Raw genomic sequence first — 17,539 nt, forward strand, 5'->3', positions numbered from 1 at the left:
TCCTTTATTTCCACATAAAAACGCCTGCTACAGTTAAATGTAGCAGGCGTTTACTCTTGCTTATACACGCTCAACTTTACCAGATTTCAAAGCTCGAGCTGATACATATACTCTTTTAGGCTTACCGTCCACTAGAATACGAACTTTTTGAAGGTTCGCGCCCCATGTACGTTTTGTAGAGTTCATTGCGTGAGAACGGTTGTTCCCAGCTTTTGTTTTTCTGCCTGTAATAACGCATTTACGTGCCATTTGTTTCCCTCCTAACTGCGAAAACATCATCATATTCTTCATATACGTACTTAGAGATGCCTCAAGATACTTTAATAATTTACCACAGCTTCAAGGGGTTTGCAAGGATTGTTTACTCCTCTTTCAAGAAAAATACCTTGACATCTTGATAAAAAATCAAGGCTATAGTATAAGTAGGATTGGGTCGGATTGAATGATTTCTTTTAAAAAGAAGGGTCTTATAGTAAAATAGTGATAACTCAGGGCAATTTCTCAAAAAGGGGGAACCAATGTGTCCATTGAACTTAGAACGAAATACGGACAAATTGATATATCAAATGAAGTCATTGCAATGGTGGCAGGAGGCGCTGCGATCGATTGCTATGGTATTGTTGGCATGGCGTCCAAAAATCAAATAAAGGACGGCTTGACGGATATTCTCCGCAAAGAGAACTTCAGCCGGGGTGTTCTTGTGCGTCAAAAAGAAGATCGCATTCATATTGATATGTACATCATCGTCAGCTACGGTACAAAAATATCAGAAGTCGCACATAATGTTCAAACGAAAGTCAAATATACGATTCATCACACGATTGGACTTTCAGTTGACTCAGTCAACATTTATGTACAAGGAGTAAAAGTTACGAACCCGTAGTAAGGAGGAAATATATTGTCTATTAGAAATCTGGGTGGCCGCTCATTTGCAAAAATGATTCTTGCAGGTGCTCACCATCTTTCTCAAAACGCACAAATTGTTGATGCGTTAAATGTTTTTCCAGTGCCAGACGGAGACACGGGGACAAATATGAATTTGTCAATGACTTCAGGGGCAAAAGCAGTTGAAGAAACAAATACCGATCACATTGGTAAGGTCGGGGTGGCTCTGTCAAAAGGGCTGTTAATGGGGGCAAGAGGAAACTCAGGTGTGATCCTGTCTCAGCTCTTCAGAGGTTTCAGCAAAAATATAGAACAAAAAGAAACAATTGACGCAAAAGAATTTGCGCTTGCCTTGCAGGCCGGCGTTGATACAGCATATAAAGCCGTCATGAAACCGATTGAAGGAACCATCTTAACGGTTGCAAAAGACGCAGCAAAGAAAGCGGTTGCTGTTTCAGCAACAGAAGACCAAATCGATCGTGTGCTTGAATTAACGATTGAGGAAGCAAGAGCATCACTTGACCGCACGCCAGATCTCCTTCCTGTTTTAAAAGAAGTCGGCGTTGTAGATAGCGGCGGTAAAGGACTTCTTTGTGTATATGAAGGTTTCCTTGCTTCATTAAGAGGAGAAGAGCTTCCTCCTAAAACGGCCTCTTTGCCAACATTAAAAGAATTAGTGAGTGCAGAGCATCATAAAAGTGCACAAAGCCATATGAACACAGAAGATATTGAATTTGGCTATTGTACAGAATTTATGGTGAAATTCGAAGAAGACAAACAGTCCTTTGACGAAAATGCCTTCAGAGAAGAATTAAGCGAATTCGGAGATTCACTTCTTGTGGTATCTGATGATACGCTTGCAAAAGTTCATATTCATGCAGAGCAGCCAGGAGATGTCTTATCATATGCACAGCGCTACGGCAGCTTAATTAATATGAAAATTGAAAACATGAGAGAGCAGCATAGCTCGATCGTCAATGAAGAAAAAGATCACTCGCTTGCTGCACCAAAAGCAACAGCTGCTGAAAAACAGCGTTTTGGAGTAGTGAGTGTCGCAATGGGAGAAGGGATTGCTGACTTGTTTAAAAGTATCGGAGCATCCGTCGTCATTGAAGGCGGACAGACAATGAATCCGAGCACAGAAGACATTGTCAAAGCAATTGATAGCATTCATGCCGAAACCGTCTTTATCTTACCTAATAATTCTAATATTGTCATGGCAGCTAAACAGGCGGCAACTGTCTCAAGTCGTGAGGTCGTTGTTATTCCGACAAAGACCGTTCCTCAAGGAATGTCGGCACTTCTTTCTCTAAATGAAGCAGCTTCAAATGAAGACAATGAAGCAGCGATGTTAGAAGCGATTGATCATGTGAAAAGCGGCCAAATTACCTTTGCAGTGAGAGATACCCAAATTGATGGGATCGACATTGCCAAAGGCGATTATATGGGCCTATACAATGGAAAAATCACCTTAACAGCTAAAAATCAATTAGATGCAGCAAAAGAGCTTTTGACCCAAATGGTGACAGAAGATGATGAGATTGTCACAATCATCAAAGGGGAAGATGCATCATCTGATGAGATGGAAGCTTTAGAAGCATATATTGAAGAAACATTTGAAGATGTAGAAGTTGAAGTCCACGATGGAAAACAGCCGCTTTATTCATATATTTTGGCTGTTGAATAAAGAAAGAAGGGCACATGAAGCCCTTCTTCTTCTTTTGCATTTTTTTACTATGTGTTCATCGGTGAAATGAGTTGCGGGAATCGAATGAATCCATTAGTCTAAAGGGAGTAACAAACCAATCTGTGATTGGTGATGAGAGGGGAAGACCTATGAAATTTAGAAGTGTGTTTGATATTATTGGACCCGTCATGATTGGTCCATCAAGTTCGCACACGGCGGGTGCGGCTCGTATTGGAAGAGTGGCTCGCAGCTTGTTCGGAAGAGAACCGAAACGAATTACTGTATCGTTTTATGGCTCTTTTAAAGATACGTATAAAGGGCACGGGACAGATGTAGCCATTATCGGCGGTGTTCTTGACTTTGATACATTTGATGAACGAATTAAAACAGCGATCGATATTGCAAAAAGCAAAGAAATCGACATTGAGTTTAAAGAAGAAGATGCGGTGCCAGCGCATCCGAATACAGCAAAAGTAGAAATTTCAGATGCGAATGGAAGCCTTGAATTAATCGGGATTTCCATTGGCGGAGGTAAAATTGAAATCACAGAATTAAATGGCTTTGAACTGAGACTCTCAGGGAATCACCCGGCCATTCTTGTGGTTCATAACGACCGTTATGGGACGATTGCAGCAGTTGCCAATGTGTTAGCGAAATTCGCCATCAACATTGGTCATATGGAAGTGGCACGTAAAGAGGTCGGGCAAGAAGCACTCATGACGATTGAAGTGGATCAGAATATTGATCCAGCGGTTTTAACAGAGCTTGAGACGCTGCCAAACATTATTCAAGTCACACAAATTGCAGAGTAACAACAAGGAGGTTATGTATGATGTTTAAAAACGTCAAAGAACTCGTGCAGCTAACAGAAGAACGGAATACCTCCATTTCAGAAATTATGATTACTCAAGAAATGGAAGTGACAGGGAAGTCACGTGAAGACATTTTCTCGCAGATGTACCGCAACCTAGAAGTGATGGAACAGGCCGTTGAAAACGGACTGAAAGGTGTGAAATCATTATCTGGTTTAACAGGCGGGGATGCGGTGAAACTTCAAGCATATATCGCATCAGGCAAAACATTGTCTGGTCATACCATTTTAGATGCTGTCAGTAAGGCAGTGGCAACAAATGAAGTGAACGCAGCAATGGGAACGATCTGTGCAACGCCTACAGCTGGCTCAGCAGGTGTTGTGCCAGGAACGCTCTTTGCGGTGAAAGAAACATTAAAGCCAACAAAGGAACAAATGGTCAGATTCCTATTTACATCTGGTGCATTTGGTTTTGTTGTCGCCAATAACGCAAGTATCTCTGGTGCAGCAGGCGGCTGTCAGGCAGAAGTAGGATCTGCATCAGGTATGGCAGCAGCAGCCATTGTAGAAATGGCAGGCGGTACGCCGCAGCAATCCGCTGAAGCCATGGCCATCACCCTAAAAAATATGCTAGGTCTTGTTTGCGATCCAGTCGCAGGACTTGTGGAAGTGCCATGTGTGAAACGAAACGCAATGGGCGCTTCTAATGCGATGATTGCAGCAGATATGGCACTTGCCGGCATTACAAGCCGCATCCCTTGTGATGAAGTCATTGATGCGATGTACAAAATTGGTCAAACGATGCCAACCGCTCTTCGTGAGACTGCACAAGGCGGACTTGCTGCAACACCGACAGCAAGGGAGCTTGAAAAGAAGATTTTCGGAGGTGTGACCTCATCTCGTGATACAGAAACTGCAAGATAAGATCTCTGCCTTGAAAGGGATTGGAGAAGAAACAGAAAAAACCCTAAATGAACTTGGAATCTACACAGTAGCCGATTTACTCGGCTACTTTCCTTATCGATATGACGACTATGAGCTTCGCAACTTAGAAGAAGTCAGGCATGACGAACGTGTCACAGTTGAAGGAAAAGTGCACAGTGAGCCCGTTCTCACCTATTATGGAAAAAAACGAAGCAGGCTGACATTCAGGCTGCTTGTCGGTCGTTTTTTGATTACAGCCATATGCTTCAATCGCCCCTATTTAAAAAGAAGTCTTGCTTTAGGCGATACGGTATCCGTCACAGGCAAGTGGGATAAAAACCGGCAATCCATTATGGTTCAGGAATTTAAAAAAGGAACACACGAACAAGATGGCAGTATAGAACCTGTTTATTCGGTCAAAGAAAATGTAACCGTGAAAATGATGAGACGATTTGTAAAACAAGCGTTGTCACTCTATGTAGACCATGCAGAAGATCCACTGCCAAAGCAGCTTGTAGCTGCTTATAAACTCATGTCTTATCAAGAAGCACTAAAAACCATTCATCTCCCTGAAACGAGAGACTCGCTCAAGCAAGCAAGACGACGCTTCGTGTACGAGGAATTTCTCATCTTCCAGCTGAAAATGCAGGCGATCAGAAAAAAAGAACGAGAAAAAACATCAGGCATCCAGCATCCGTTCTCAAAAGAGGCGGTCTTTGAGTTTGTTCATAGCCTGCCGTTCCCGCTGACAAAAGCACAATCAAGAGTGCTGGATGAAATTATGTCAGATATGGCATCCCCGTACCGGATGAACCGGCTTCTTCAAGGTGATGTTGGATCGGGGAAAACAGCTGTAGCGGCAATTGCCCTTTATGCCGCCCATTTATCCGGCTTTCAAGGTGCGCTGATGGTGCCAACTGAAATCTTGGCTGAACAGCATGCCGATTCACTGTATCAGCTATTTGAAAAATGGGGGCTAAATATTGCTCTTTTGACGAGTTCAGTGAAAGGAAAGCGCCGCAGAGAACTGCTTGAACGTCTGAAAGAGGGAGATATTGATATTTTAGTCGGCACGCATGCCCTTATCCAGGACGAAGTGGAATTTCAGCAGCTTGGTCTTGTTATTACAGATGAACAGCACAGGTTCGGCGTGGAACAGCGGAAAAAACTGCGAAGCAAAGGGCAGGACCCAGATGTTTTGTTTATGACCGCAACGCCGATTCCAAGAACGCTTGCCATCACAGTATTTGGAGAAATGGACGTCTCTGTCATTGATGAGCTGCCAGCCGGCCGAAAGCAGATTGAAACGTATTGGGTGAAGCATGACATGCTTGAGCGGATTCTTGCTTTTGTTGATAAAGAGCTGAGAAAAGGCAGACAAGCGTATATTATTTGTCCACTTATAGAAGAATCAGACAAACTGGATGTCCAAAATGCGATTGATGTTCACAGCATGCTGACAGAGGCGTATCGCGGAAAATGGTCGATCGGCTTAATGCACGGGAAACTTGCAAGTGATGAAAAAGATCAAGTGATGAGAGATTTCACTTCCAATGAAGTGCAAATCCTTGTGTCAACGACAGTTGTTGAAGTTGGAGTCAACGTGCCAAATGCGACCATCATGGTCATTTATGATGCGGACCGTTTTGGACTGTCACAGCTTCATCAGTTAAGAGGCCGGGTCGGACGCGGAGAGCATCAATCTTTTTGTATTTTAATGGCGGACCCTAAATCAGAGACCGGTAAAGAGCGCATGCGGATCATGTCTGAAACAACAGATGGCTTTGAACTGTCTGAAAAGGACTTAGAACTAAGAGGCCCTGGCGACTTCTTTGGCAAGAAACAAAGCGGAATGCCTGAATTTAAAGTGGCAGATATGGTTCATGACTATAGAGCGCTTGAAACCGCTAGAAAAGATGCGGCAGAGCTCGTGCAGTCTGAAGCCTTTTGGACAGACCCTGAATACAAAGAACTTAGGCAAACACTCGTAGACAGCGGTGTGCTTGGCGGAGATAAATTGAGCTGATCAAGTGCTGGAGGAATTTTCTTGTCTTTTTGAAACAAGGATTGATTTATCATCTATGAGATTATATACTACTATTAGTACCTAGTCATAAATGTACGGATGGTGTCTGCATATGAAACTAAATAAAAAAGAACGACAAAGGCTTCTCCAGCAAACGATCAGCTCGACTCCGTTCATTACTGATGAAGAATTGGCAAGTAAGTTCGGTGTAAGCATTCAAACAGTTCGTCTTGACCGTTTGGAGCTGTCAATCCCTGAATTACGCGAACGAATTAAGCACGTGGCCGAAAAGACATTAGAGGATGAAGTGAAGTCTCTTCCGCTGGATGAAGTTATTGGAGAAATGATTGATGTAGAGCTTGATGATCAAGCGATTTCCATTTTTGAAGTAAGAAAAGAGCATGTATTCAGCCGTAACCAAATTGCCAGGGGACATCATCTTTTTGCCCAGGCAAATTCGCTGGCAGTAGCCGTCATCGACGATGAACTGGCTTTGACAGCAAAAGCAAATATTAAGTTTACAAGGCAGGTCAAACAAGGCGAAAGAGTCGTCTCAAAAGCCAAAGTTGCCTCACATGATAAAGAAAAAGGCAGAACGGTAGTTGAAGTAAACAGCTATGTAGGTGAGGAAGTTGTCTTCTCAGGCGATTTCGTCATGTATCGCTCAAAACAAAAGTAAAAGGTGGCACATAACATGAGAATTGCAGTCGATGCAATGGGGGGAGATCATGCCCCTAAAGCCATTATTGACGGTGTGCAAAAAAGCTTAGAAGCATTTTCAGATATCGAGATTACACTAGTCGGCGATGAAAGCAAGATCAAATCATACATAACAAATCATGAACGCATCACGATCTTAGATGCAAAAGAAGTCATTGAACCAACGGATGAACCAGTGCGTGCAGTGAGACGTAAAAAGGATTCTTCTATGGTGAAAATGGCGCAGGAAGTTTCAGAAGGAAGAGCAGATGCCTGTATTTCAGCTGGAAATACTGGGGCACTCATGACAGCAGGCCTATTTATCGTAGGCAGAATTGATGGCATTGACAGACCAGCACTTGCTCCGACGTTGCCAACACTTGATGGCAGCGGGTTCTTATTATTGGATGTCGGCGCAAACGTTGATGCAAAGCCAGAGCATCTTGTGCAATATGCCATGATGGGATCTATTTACGCAGAGCATGTCTTCCCGAAGAGCAATCCACGCGTTGGACTTTTAAATGTCGGGACAGAAGATAAAAAAGGCAACGATTTAACGAAAAAAACCTTTGAATTATTAAAAGCATCAGATTTGAATTTCGTAGGAAATGTAGAATCGCGTGATTTATTAGAGGGTGTAGCTGATGTCGTTGTCACAGATGGTTTCACGGGGAATATCGCCCTTAAAACGATCGAAGGCACAGCCCTTTCTGTTTTTAAAATGCTGAAAGAAACCTTAACATCCAGCTTCACAGCTAAAATAGCAGCAGGTATGATGAAGCCAAAATTAATGCAGATGAAATCTAAAATGGATTACTCCGAATATGGTGGTGCCGCATTATTTGGTTTGAAAGCACCCGTTATTAAAGCGCATGGTTCCTCTGATGAAAATGCGATTTTTCATGCCATTCGTCAGGCGCGCGACATCGTTAAAAAAGACGTTTCAGCTATCATTCATCAAGAAGTTCAAAAAGAAGACACGAATGAGTCGTAATGGAGGTAGAGCAGCATGAGTAAAATTGCTTTTTTATTCCCAGGCCAAGGCTCTCAAAAAATTGGCATGGGAAAAGATTTATTTGACCAAGAAGCAGCATCTAAAGCTGTGTTTGAAGAAGCAGATCAGACCCTTGGTTTTGATTTATCTTCAATGATTTTTGAAGGAGATGCAGAAGAACTGACGCTGACATATAATGCACAGCCAGCTCTTTTAACGACAAGCATCGCGATCTTAAAGAAATTTGAAGAGAGCGGAATCAAAGCAGATTATGCAGCAGGGCACAGCCTGGGTGAATATACAGCCCTTGTTGCAGCGGGAGCTCTTTCGTTTAAAGATGCCGTTTTCGCAGTGAGAAAGCGCGGCGAATTAATGAATGAAGCCGTTCCAGCAGGAGAAGGCGCAATGGCGGCGATTCTTGGCTTAGAGCAAGCAGCACTTGTAGAAGTGACAAAAGAAGTGACAGAAAGCGGTCATCTTGTAGAACTTGCGAACTTAAACTGTCCGGGCCAAATCGTCATCTCTGGTACAGCAAAAGGTGTGGAACTTGCATCAGAGAAAGCGAAAGAAAAGGGCGCAAAACGTGCAATTCCACTTGAAGTGAGTGGACCTTTCCATTCTGCATTAATGAAACCAGCAGCTGAAAAATTCACAGATGTATTATCTAAATTAGACATTTCTGATGCCGCGACGCCAGTGATTTCAAACGTAACAGCAGACATCGTGACATCACGTAATGAAATTGAAACGAAGCTGATTGAACAATTGTATTCTCCTGTTCGATTTGAAGAAAGTGTAGAACGCCTGATTGACTTAGGCGTGACAACATTTATTGAAATTGGTCCTGGTAAAGTGCTCTCAGGTCTTGTGAAAAAAGTCAATCGCCGCCTGACGACCATTTCCGTATCAGATCAAGAAACAATTGAAGCAGCCATTCAAACACTCAAGGGGGATTCTTGATGCTTACAAATAAAACAGCCGTTGTCACAGGTGCATCTCGCGGTATTGGTCGTTCGATTGCGATCGATTTGGCGAAAAAAGGTGCCAATGTTGTGGTGAACTATTCAGGCAACGAAGCAAAAGCAAATGAAGTCGTAGATGAGATCAAAGCACTTGGCCAGCAGGCTTTTTCTGTCAAAGCGGATGTGTCAAATGCAGAAGAAGTACAGGCATTAATGAAACAAGCCGTTGATACATTTGGTTCAATCGACATTCTTGTGAATAATGCTGGAATTACAAAGGACAACCTGCTCATGAGAATGAAAGAAAATGAATGGGATGATGTCATTAACATAAACTTAAAAGGTGTCTTCAACTGTACAAAAGCTGTGACACGTCAAATGATGAAACAGCGCAGCGGAAGAATCATCAATGTAGCATCTGTTGTCGGCGTTTGCGGAAACCCTGGACAAGCAAACTATGTTGCAGCAAAAGCAGGTGTGATCGGTTTAACGAAAACAACAGCGAAAGAGCTGGCAAGCCGTCATATTACAGTCAATGCCGTAGCACCAGGCTTTATTTCTACTGATATGACTGACAAGCTTGATGAGAATGTTCAAACAGAAATGCTTAAGCAAATCCCGCTCGCACGCTTTGGTGCGCCTGAAGATATAAGCAACGTTGTTGTCTTTTTAGCTTCAGAAGGAGCAGGTTATATTACAGGCCAAACCATCCAAGTAGATGGCGGAATGGTTATGTCCTAAGAAATATCAAAATTTCGTTACGTTTTCTCTAGTTTTTTAAAAACGAATCAACTATAATACTTTGAGGGGAGGTGAAAGGCAATGGCAGACGTATTAGAGCGTGTATCAAAAATTATTGTAGACCGCCTTGGCGTTGATGAGGCTGACGTGAAAATGGAAGCTTCATTTAAAGAAGATTTAGGCGCTGATTCCCTTGATGTAGTTGAGCTAGTTATGGAACTTGAAGATGAGTTCGATATGGAAATTTCTGACGAAGATGCTGAAAAAATTGCAACAGTCGGTGACGCTGTGAACTACATAAATAGCCAGCAATAAGCGTAACAAAGTCCCGTCTATTTTCATGGCGGGACTTTGAAAATTTATGTTAGTTTCAACATATTCAGCTGATCAATTGTCAGCCTTTTTCAGATGCTAAGGAGCACGGTTTCCTTGCATGTAGAAAGAGAGACTCCATATAATCAGTATCCTTAAAGGCGATGACGCCTACCTGGAGGTTGCTATGCCAAAACACTATAAAGACAAACAGAAACAGAGCAAAAAACTAGAGCAATTCAGAGAATTTCAGCAGCGCATTTCTGTACACTTTAAAAATGAAAAACTACTCTATCAAGCCTTTACACATTCCTCTTATGTGAATGAGCATCGGAAAAAACCTTATGAGGATAATGAAAGACTTGAATTTTTAGGGGACGCTGTTTTAGAATTGACGATCTCACAGTTCTTATTTGCAAAGTATCCAGCCATGAGCGAGGGAGATTTAACAAAATTGAGAGCGGCGATCGTATGTGAGCCATCACTTGTGTCATTAGCACATGAGCTGTCCTTCGGAGACCTTGTTCTTTTAGGAAAAGGGGAAGAAATGACAGGCGGCAGAAAGCGTCCGGCACTCTTAGCAGATGTATTTGAGGCGTTTATCGGAGCGCTTTATTTAGATCAAGGACTTGAGCCTGTTGAACGATTCCTAGAAGCCTATGTGTACCCGAAAATTAATGACGGGGCATTCTCACATGTCATGGACTTTAAAAGCCAGCTTCAAGAATTTGTTCAGCGAGATGGAAAAGGTGTACTTGAATACCGAATCCTGCATGAAAAAGGCCCAGCACATAACCGGGAATTTGAAGCCAATGTATCCCTTAGAGGAGAAGTGCTCGGAATTGGAAATGGCCGTTCAAAAAAAGAAGCAGAACAGCATGCTGCACAGGAAGCACTTGCTAAATTACAGAAACATCATATGAACCAATAAAATCCCCCTCGTGATTCAGGGGGATTTCACTCTGTTTTCCATCATCTTTTTTCAGTTCATATGGTAAGATAATAGTACTTTAAATACATAAGGAGGATCACTCTCATGTTCCTCAAACGTTTAGACGTGATAGGATTCAAATCTTTCGCACAGCGGGTGACTGTAGACTTTGTCAAAGGGGTTACAGCTGTTGTTGGACCAAACGGAAGCGGCAAAAGTAATATTACTGATGCGATCCGCTGGGTACTTGGAGAGCAATCAGCAAAAAGCCTCCGCGGAGGAAAAATGGAAGACATCATTTTTGCAGGAAGTGACTCAAGAAAACGAGTCAACTTAGCAGAAGTGACATTAACGCTCGATAACGAAGATCACTTTTTGCCGATCGATTTTCACGAAGTCAGTGTGACAAGAAGAGTCTATCGTTCTGGAGAAAGTGAATTTCTCATTAACAATCAATCTGTCCGCTTAAAGGATATTATTGATCTTTTCATGGATTCAGGTCTTGGAAAAGAAGCTTTTTCGATCATCAGCCAAGGTAAGGTAGAAGAGATTCTATCGAGTAAAGCTGAAGAAAGACGTAGCATCTTTGAAGAAGCAGCTGGTGTCCTGAAATATAAAACAAGAAAGAAAAAAGCCGAGAATAAACTGTTTGAAACGCAGGACAACTTAAACCGGGTAGAAGATATTCTGCATGAACTAGAAGATCAAGTAGAACCACTAAGAATGCAGGCATCTATTGCAAAAGACTATCTGCAAAAGAAAGAAGAACTTGAAAATGTAGAAATTGCTCTCACCGTCCATGATATTGAAGCACTGCACAAAAAATGGACAACACTTGGTGAAGCTGTCGAGCGGTTCAAACAAGATGAAATGAAGCAGTCCACAGACATTCAAGCGAAGGAAGCCAAAATCGAAGAATCGAGAGACCGTATTCAGGCGCTTGACGATTCGATTCATGACCTCCAAGAAGTCCTCCTTTTCACAAGTGAAGAACTAGAAAAGCTTGAAGGGAAAAAAGAAGTTCTAAAAGAACGGAAAAAAAATGCGGCCGCTAACCAAGGGCAGCTAGAAGACACGCTCGTGCGTTTAACCGAAAAACAGGCGTTGTTAACGGAAAAGATTGAACAGCAGAAAGTCACACGTGACAGCCTGCAAACAGAAGTGCAGCAGCTAAAAGATGAAGTGAAAACAAAACAGCATCAGCTGTCTCTTCATAGTGAAGATGTGGAAGGGCAAATTGAACAGCTGAAAAGCGATTATTTTGACCTATTAAACGAGCAAGCTTCTATCCGAAACGAACGTAAATTACTAGAAGAACAGCAGCGCCAAGCAGCCTTGCAGCTAGAGCGGTTAACGCAAAATAATCAGAAACATATCGAAGAACGGGTATCTGTGAAGGAAAAGAAAACAGAAGCCGAGAAGCAACTTTCAGAACGAGAAGAAGACATTTTGGCTCAGGTGAAACGCTTTAGAGAAGCGGAACAAAAGCTAGAGCAGATGAAACGTCAATACGAGAAAAAAGAAACGGCTCTTTACCAAGCCTATCAATATGTACAGCAGGCAAAATCTAAAAAAGAAATGCTTGAATCCATGCAGGAAGACTTCTCAGGATTTTTCCAAGGAGTGAAAGAGGTTTTAAAGGCAAAGGATCGGTTAGGTGGTATTCACGGGGCGATTGCAGAGCTGATTCAAACAGAGCAGCAACATGAAACAGCGATTGAAATTGCACTTGGCGCAGCCACGCAGCATGTCGTTACTGAAAATGAAGCGGCTGCCAGACAGGCCATTGGATACTTAAAGCAGCATTCCTTTGGGCGTGCGACCTTCCTGCCGATGAACGTCATCAAAGAACGAACCATTCAGTTCAGAGATATTCAAACAGCTGAGCAGCATGACGCATTTATCGGCGTGGCGAGTCAGCTCGTTTCCTTTGACGAAAAGTATGAAAAAGTCATTCGGAATTTGCTTGGAACGGTCCTGATTGTTCAAGACTTAAAAGGTGCCAACGAGCTAGCGAAAATGCTAGGACATCGTTATCGTATCGTGACCCTTGATGGGGACGTGGTGAACCCAGGCGGTTCAATGACTGGGGGAGGCGTAAAGAAAAAGAACAATTCTCTCCTGTCCAGAAACCGAGAGATTGAAACATTAACAAAGCAGCTCGTTGAAATGGAAGAAAAAACAACGATCCTTGAAAAAGAAACAAAAGAAACGAAGCAATCGATTGCCGAAAGCGAAGTCCAATTAAATGAATTGCGTCAGCGCGGCGAAATGCTTCGAGAAAAGCAGCAAGAGTTAAAAGGGACATTATATGAACTGCAAGTAGCTGAAAAAAATATTAACGCTCATCTAGAGCTCTATGATCAAGAAAAAGCAGAGTTGCAGCAACGCTCTAGCGAACTTGCGAGCAAGGATAAAGAGCAGGCAGCCCTTGAAACATCTATAGGTGAGAAACTGACCTCTCTTGACGAAGAGATCAACACGTTAACAAAACGGAAGCAGACCCAAAGCTCAACGAAAGAAACCATTTCTTCCGAATTAACAGAGCTGAAAATCTCGCTTGCCAAAAAAGAGCAGTCTTTAGCAAATGAACAAGAAAAACTTTCGAGCTTAACGGCTGAATTAGAAGAGGCTGAAAAGACGCTGACGGAAACAAAAGAAGATTTGTCCCTCTTAACAAGTGAAATGTCATCCAGCTCAAGCGGCGCCGAACAACTGGAAGAAGCGGCAAAAGAGAAACTGGAACATAAAAACAAAACGACAGCGCTTATCTCAGAGCGACGCAAACAGCGCCTGGCTCTTTCTGAAACATTAGAATTCGCTGAACGTGAACTGAAAGAGCAAAAACGCCTGTATAAACAGCTCACGACAAGCTTAAAAGATGAAGAAATCAAGCTTGGCCGCATGGAAGTTGAACTTGATAACCTCATCGCCTATTTAAACGAAGAGTATGCCCTTTCGTTTGAAGGAGCAAAAGAAATGTATCATCTGACGCTATCGCCGGATGAAGCAAGAAAACGCGTGAAATTGATCAAACTAGCCATTGAAGAGCTTGGAACAGTGAACTTAGGCAGCATTGACGAGTATGAACGTGTGAATGAACGTTTTCTCTTCTTAACTGAACAACGCAATGATCTGACAGAAGCGAAAAATACGTTATTCCAAGTCATTGAAGAAATGGATCAGGAGATGACGAAACGTTTCTCTGAGACATTCTCTCAAATCCGCGGGCATTTTGAATCTGTTTTCCAAGCATTATTTGGCGGAGGAAGAGCAGACCTTAAGTTGACAGATCCAAACGATTTACTAAACTCAGGTGTCGATATTGTGGCGCAGCCGCCGGGGAAAAAGCTGCAAAATCTAAGCCTACTTTCAGGCGGAGAAAGAGCATTAACAGCCATCGCTTTATTATTCTCGATCTTAAAAGTGAGACCAGTTCCATTCTGTGTGCTAGATGAGGTAGAAGCGGCACTTGATGAAGCGAATGTGTTCCGCTTTGCCCAGTATTTAAAGAAATACAGCCAAGAAACACAGTTCATTGTGATTACACACCGAAAAGGAACCATGGAAGAAGCAGATGTTCTGTACGGTGTCACGATGCAGGAGTCAGGTGTCTCAAAACTGGTATCTGTCAAACTAGAGGAAACGAAAGAGCTTGTCCAGTAATTAAAGGAGGTTTTTGAACCAATGAGCTTTTTTAAGAAATTAAAAGAAAAATTTACGCAGCAAACCGATTCAGTATCAGAAAAGTTTAAAGATGGACTTGAAAAAACGAGAAATTCATTTCAGGGAAAAGTAAATGAACTCATTTCTCGCTATCGTAAAGTGGATGAAGACTTTTTTGAAGAACTAGAAGAAGTGTTAATCGGTGCGGATGTTGGTTTCACGACTGTGATGGAACTGATTGATGAGCTGAAAAAAGAAGTGAAATTAAGAAACATTCAAGACCCAAGTGAAGTACAAGCAGTCATCTCTGAAAAACTCGTGGAGATTTACAATAGTGGTGAGGAACAAATTTCTGAACTGAACATTGAAGACGGCCGTTTAAATATTATTTTATTCGTAGGCGTGAACGGTGTCGGTAAAACCACAACCATTGGTAAGCTGGCAAACAAGCTAAAAAATGAAGGGAAATCCGTCATTTTAGCAGCAGGTGATACGTTCCGTGCGGGGGCGATTGAGCAGCTTGAAGTATGGGGCGAGCGCTCTGGTGTTCCTGTCGTTAAACAAACAGCAGGCTCTGACCCGGCAGCGGTCATCTATGATGCCGTTCAATCAGCTAAAGCCAAAAAAGCAGATGTCTTGATCTGTGATACAGCAGGCAGACTGCAAAACAAAGTCAACTTGATGAAAGAGCTAGAGAAGGTCAAGAGAGTCATTGAACGCGAAGTGCCCGATGCACCGCACGAAGTACTGCTTGCCCTTGATGCGACAACAGGTCAAAATGCGATGGCGCAAGCGAAGGAATTTTCTAAAGCGACAAACGTGACAGGTATCGCTTTAACAAAGCTTGACGGTACTGCAAAAGGCGGGATTGTTCTTGCCATTCGCAATGAGCTCAACATCCCTGTAAAACTTGTCGGATTAGGTGAAAAAGTAGACGATCTGCAAGAGTTCGATGCTGAATCGTATGTGTACGGATTATTCTCAGACATGATTGATCAAGAAGACTAATCAAAAAGCCGGCAAAACTGCCGGCTTTTTTATTTAAATATCGCCGCAGGAAGTGACAAGATAAAAACTTGACACATAGATCAGAACCGTGTAAACTTAGTTGTTGTAAAGGGAATGAACTTAACAAAGGGGAGAGAGCCCATGACGCTTGAAAAGACAACGAGAATGAACTACTTGTTTGATTTCTATCAATCGTTGTTGACCGCAAAACAAAAGAGCTACATGTCGCTTTACTACCTAGACGATTTTTCCCTCGGTGAAATTGCGGATGAATATGAAGTATCAAGACAGGCTGTTTATGATAATATTAAACGGACTGAAGCGATGCTTGAACAATATGAAGAAAAGCTGCTCTTGTTTAAGAAATTTAAAGAGCGTAAAGAACTTCTCACAAAAATGAGAGAGCTTGTAGCAGATTCCGCGCAAAAGGAAGAAGCAGAAGCTTTAATTGAATCGCTTGAGAAATTAGATTAGGAGGCGGCACAGTATGGCATTTGAAGGATTAGCCGACCGACTGCAGCAGACGATTTCAAAAATCCGCGGCAAAGGAAAAGTGTCAGAGCAAGATGTAAAAGAAATGATGCGCGAGGTACGCCTTGCCCTTCTTGAAGCTGACGTCAATTTTAAAGTAGTCAAAGACTTTGTGAAAAAAGTAAGCGAGCGGGCAGTTGGACAAGAGGTCATGCAAAGTCTTACCCCAGGACAACAGGTCATTAAAGTTGTAAAAGAAGAACTCACTGAATTAATGGGCGGGGAAGAGAGTAAAATCGCTGTAGCGAAAAAATCTCCAACTGTCATTATGATGGTTGGTCTTCAAGGGGCAGGTAAAACGACCACAACTGGAAAGCTTGCCAACTTACTTCGCAAAAAACATAATCGCAAGCCGATGATGGTGGCCGCTGATATTTACAGACCAGCAGCGATCCAGCAGCTTCAAACGCTTGGGAAACAGCTTGATATGCCCGTATTCTCATTAGGTGATCAAGTTAGTCCTGTCGAAATTGCCAAACAGGCAATTGAAAAAGCGAAAGAAGAACATCATGATTATGTCATTTTAGATACAGCAGGACGTCTTCATATTGATGAAGACTTAATGGATGAACTTCAGAAAGTAAAAGAAGTCGCAAATCCAGAAGAGATTTTCCTCGTTGTTGACTCGATGACTGGTCAAGATGCTGTCAATGTCGCAAAAAGCTTTAATGAACAGCTTGGTTTAACAGGTGTCGTTCTGACAAAACTAGACGGTGATACGCGAGGCGGGGCAGCACTATCAATTCGTGCAGTCACAAATACGCCAATTAAATTCGCCGCACTAGGTGAAAAGCTTGATGCAATTGAACCATTCCATCCAGAGCGGATGGCATCGAGAATTCTTGGCATGGGAGATGTGCTCACGCTTATTGAAAAAGCACAAGCAAACGTTGACCAAGATAAAGCGAAAGAGCTTGAACAAAAAATGCGGACAATGAGCTTCACGCTCGATGATTTCCTCGAGCAGCTTGGGCAGGTTCGCAACATGGGTCCACTTGATGAACTGATCCAAATGATGCCGGGAGCCGGTAAAATGAAAGGGCTCAAAAACGTCCAAGTAGACGAAAAGCAGCTCAATCACATCGAAGCGATCATTAAATCAATGACGACCGAAGAAAAAGAACAGCCAGAGGTCATCAATGCAAGCCGAAGAAAACGGATTGCAAAAGGAAGCGGAACATCTGTACAGGAAGTCAATCGCCTTTTAAAACAATTTGACGAAATGAAAAAGATGATGAAGCAAATGACCAATATGTCCAAAGGAAAGAAAAAAGGCGGCTTTAAATTACCATTTATGTAATTGGTTATACATGATAAAACCGTTGTTAAGAAAAAACACTTTACAAACCCTTTTATCATTGT

Annotated in this window: 16 protein-coding genes; 15 read left to right on the top strand and 1 reads right to left on the bottom strand. The window is 42.5% G+C overall.

The annotated features are described in order from the left end of the window. Window positions 1-60: 60 nt before the first annotated feature. Entirely contained in the window at window positions 61-249 is a 189-nt protein-coding gene (gene rpmB, locus NSQ64_RS08715) for a 50S ribosomal protein L28 (RefSeq protein WP_003212514.1), read from the bottom strand. Window positions 250-520: 271 nt separating this feature from the next. On the opposite strand from rpmB, the gene NSQ64_RS08720 reads away from it, so the two are divergent. The 15 genes from NSQ64_RS08720 (at window position 521) to ffh (ending at window position 17,477) form a co-directional block, all read left to right on the top strand. Beyond that, window positions 521-883 carry an Asp23/Gls24 family envelope stress response protein gene (locus NSQ64_RS08720; RefSeq protein WP_008344871.1) on the top strand — a complete coding sequence of 121 codons (363 nt, stop codon included), beginning with the start codon at window positions 521-523 and terminating at the stop codon, window positions 881-883. Between the two features lie 15 nt (window positions 884-898). After that, entirely contained in the window at window positions 899-2,572 is a 1,674-nt protein-coding gene (locus tag NSQ64_RS08725) for a DAK2 domain-containing protein (protein ID WP_341016021.1), read from the top strand. Window positions 2,573-2,721: 149 nt separating this feature from the next. Continuing rightward, complete coding sequence (gene sdaAB / locus NSQ64_RS08730) at window positions 2,722-3,384, top strand: L-serine ammonia-lyase, iron-sulfur-dependent subunit beta (RefSeq protein WP_017367229.1); 663 nt, start codon at window positions 2,722-2,724, stop codon at window positions 3,382-3,384. 20 nt (window positions 3,385-3,404) lie between these two features. Continuing rightward, entirely contained in the window at window positions 3,405-4,307 is a 903-nt protein-coding gene (gene sdaAA, locus NSQ64_RS08735; protein ID WP_008354543.1) for an L-serine ammonia-lyase, iron-sulfur-dependent, subunit alpha, read from the top strand. Beyond that, a complete protein-coding gene (gene recG, locus NSQ64_RS08740) occupies window positions 4,285-6,333 on the top strand; it encodes an ATP-dependent DNA helicase RecG (protein WP_008344861.1) in 2,049 nt (682 codons plus the stop codon). Before sdaAA ends, recG begins: the two co-directional genes overlap by 23 nt. Before the next feature lie 112 nt (window positions 6,334-6,445). After that, the gene (gene fapR, locus NSQ64_RS08745; protein ID WP_008344859.1) at window positions 6,446-7,012 is read left to right on the top strand and encodes a transcription factor FapR; all 567 of its coding nucleotides are present in this window, start codon (window positions 6,446-6,448) and stop codon (window positions 7,010-7,012) included. A 15-nt stretch (window positions 7,013-7,027) separates the two neighbouring features. Further along, window positions 7,028-8,026: a phosphate acyltransferase PlsX gene (gene plsX, locus NSQ64_RS08750; RefSeq protein WP_017359101.1), complete on the top strand. Its 999-nt coding sequence runs from the start codon at window positions 7,028-7,030 to the stop codon at window positions 8,024-8,026. Window positions 8,027-8,041: 15 nt separating this feature from the next. Beyond that, window positions 8,042-8,986, top strand: a complete 945-nt coding sequence (gene fabD / locus NSQ64_RS08755) for an ACP S-malonyltransferase (protein WP_341016026.1) — start codon at window positions 8,042-8,044, stop codon at window positions 8,984-8,986. Further along, entirely contained in the window at window positions 8,986-9,729 is a 744-nt protein-coding gene (gene fabG / locus NSQ64_RS08760) for a 3-oxoacyl-[acyl-carrier-protein] reductase (protein ID WP_168948692.1), read from the top strand. The genes fabD and fabG overlap by 1 nt, the downstream gene beginning before the upstream one ends. 81 nt (window positions 9,730-9,810) lie before the next feature. After that, window positions 9,811-10,044, top strand: coding sequence for an acyl carrier protein (gene acpP, locus NSQ64_RS08765; RefSeq protein WP_003212028.1), 234 nt, complete (start codon window positions 9,811-9,813; stop codon window positions 10,042-10,044). 184 nt (window positions 10,045-10,228) lie between these two features. Further along, window positions 10,229-10,972 (top strand): ribonuclease III, encoded by a 744-nt coding sequence (gene rnc / locus NSQ64_RS08770; protein WP_017367233.1) that lies wholly within the window; start codon window positions 10,229-10,231, stop codon window positions 10,970-10,972. Window positions 10,973-11,077: 105 nt separating this feature from the next. After that, on the top strand, window positions 11,078-14,638 hold the full coding sequence (gene smc, locus NSQ64_RS08775) for a chromosome segregation protein SMC (RefSeq protein WP_274660266.1): 3,561 nt from the start codon (window positions 11,078-11,080) through the stop codon (window positions 14,636-14,638). Between the two features lie 21 nt (window positions 14,639-14,659). Then, entirely contained in the window at window positions 14,660-15,646 is a 987-nt protein-coding gene (gene ftsY, locus NSQ64_RS08780) for a signal recognition particle-docking protein FtsY (protein WP_017359097.1), read from the top strand. A 141-nt stretch (window positions 15,647-15,787) separates the two neighbouring features. Further along, on the top strand, window positions 15,788-16,120 hold the full coding sequence (locus NSQ64_RS08785) for a putative DNA-binding protein (RefSeq protein WP_008344844.1): 333 nt from the start codon (window positions 15,788-15,790) through the stop codon (window positions 16,118-16,120). A 13-nt stretch (window positions 16,121-16,133) separates the two neighbouring features. Continuing rightward, on the top strand, window positions 16,134-17,477 hold the full coding sequence (ffh, locus tag NSQ64_RS08790) for a signal recognition particle protein (RefSeq protein ID WP_008344842.1): 1,344 nt from the start codon (window positions 16,134-16,136) through the stop codon (window positions 17,475-17,477). Window positions 17,478-17,539: the final 62 nt, after the last annotated feature.

Origin of the sequence: Bacillus sp. FSL W8-0183, from assembly GCF_038006825.1 — a bacterium.
Taxonomy (GTDB): domain Bacteria; phylum Bacillota; class Bacilli; order Bacillales; family Bacillaceae; genus Bacillus; species Bacillus altitudinis.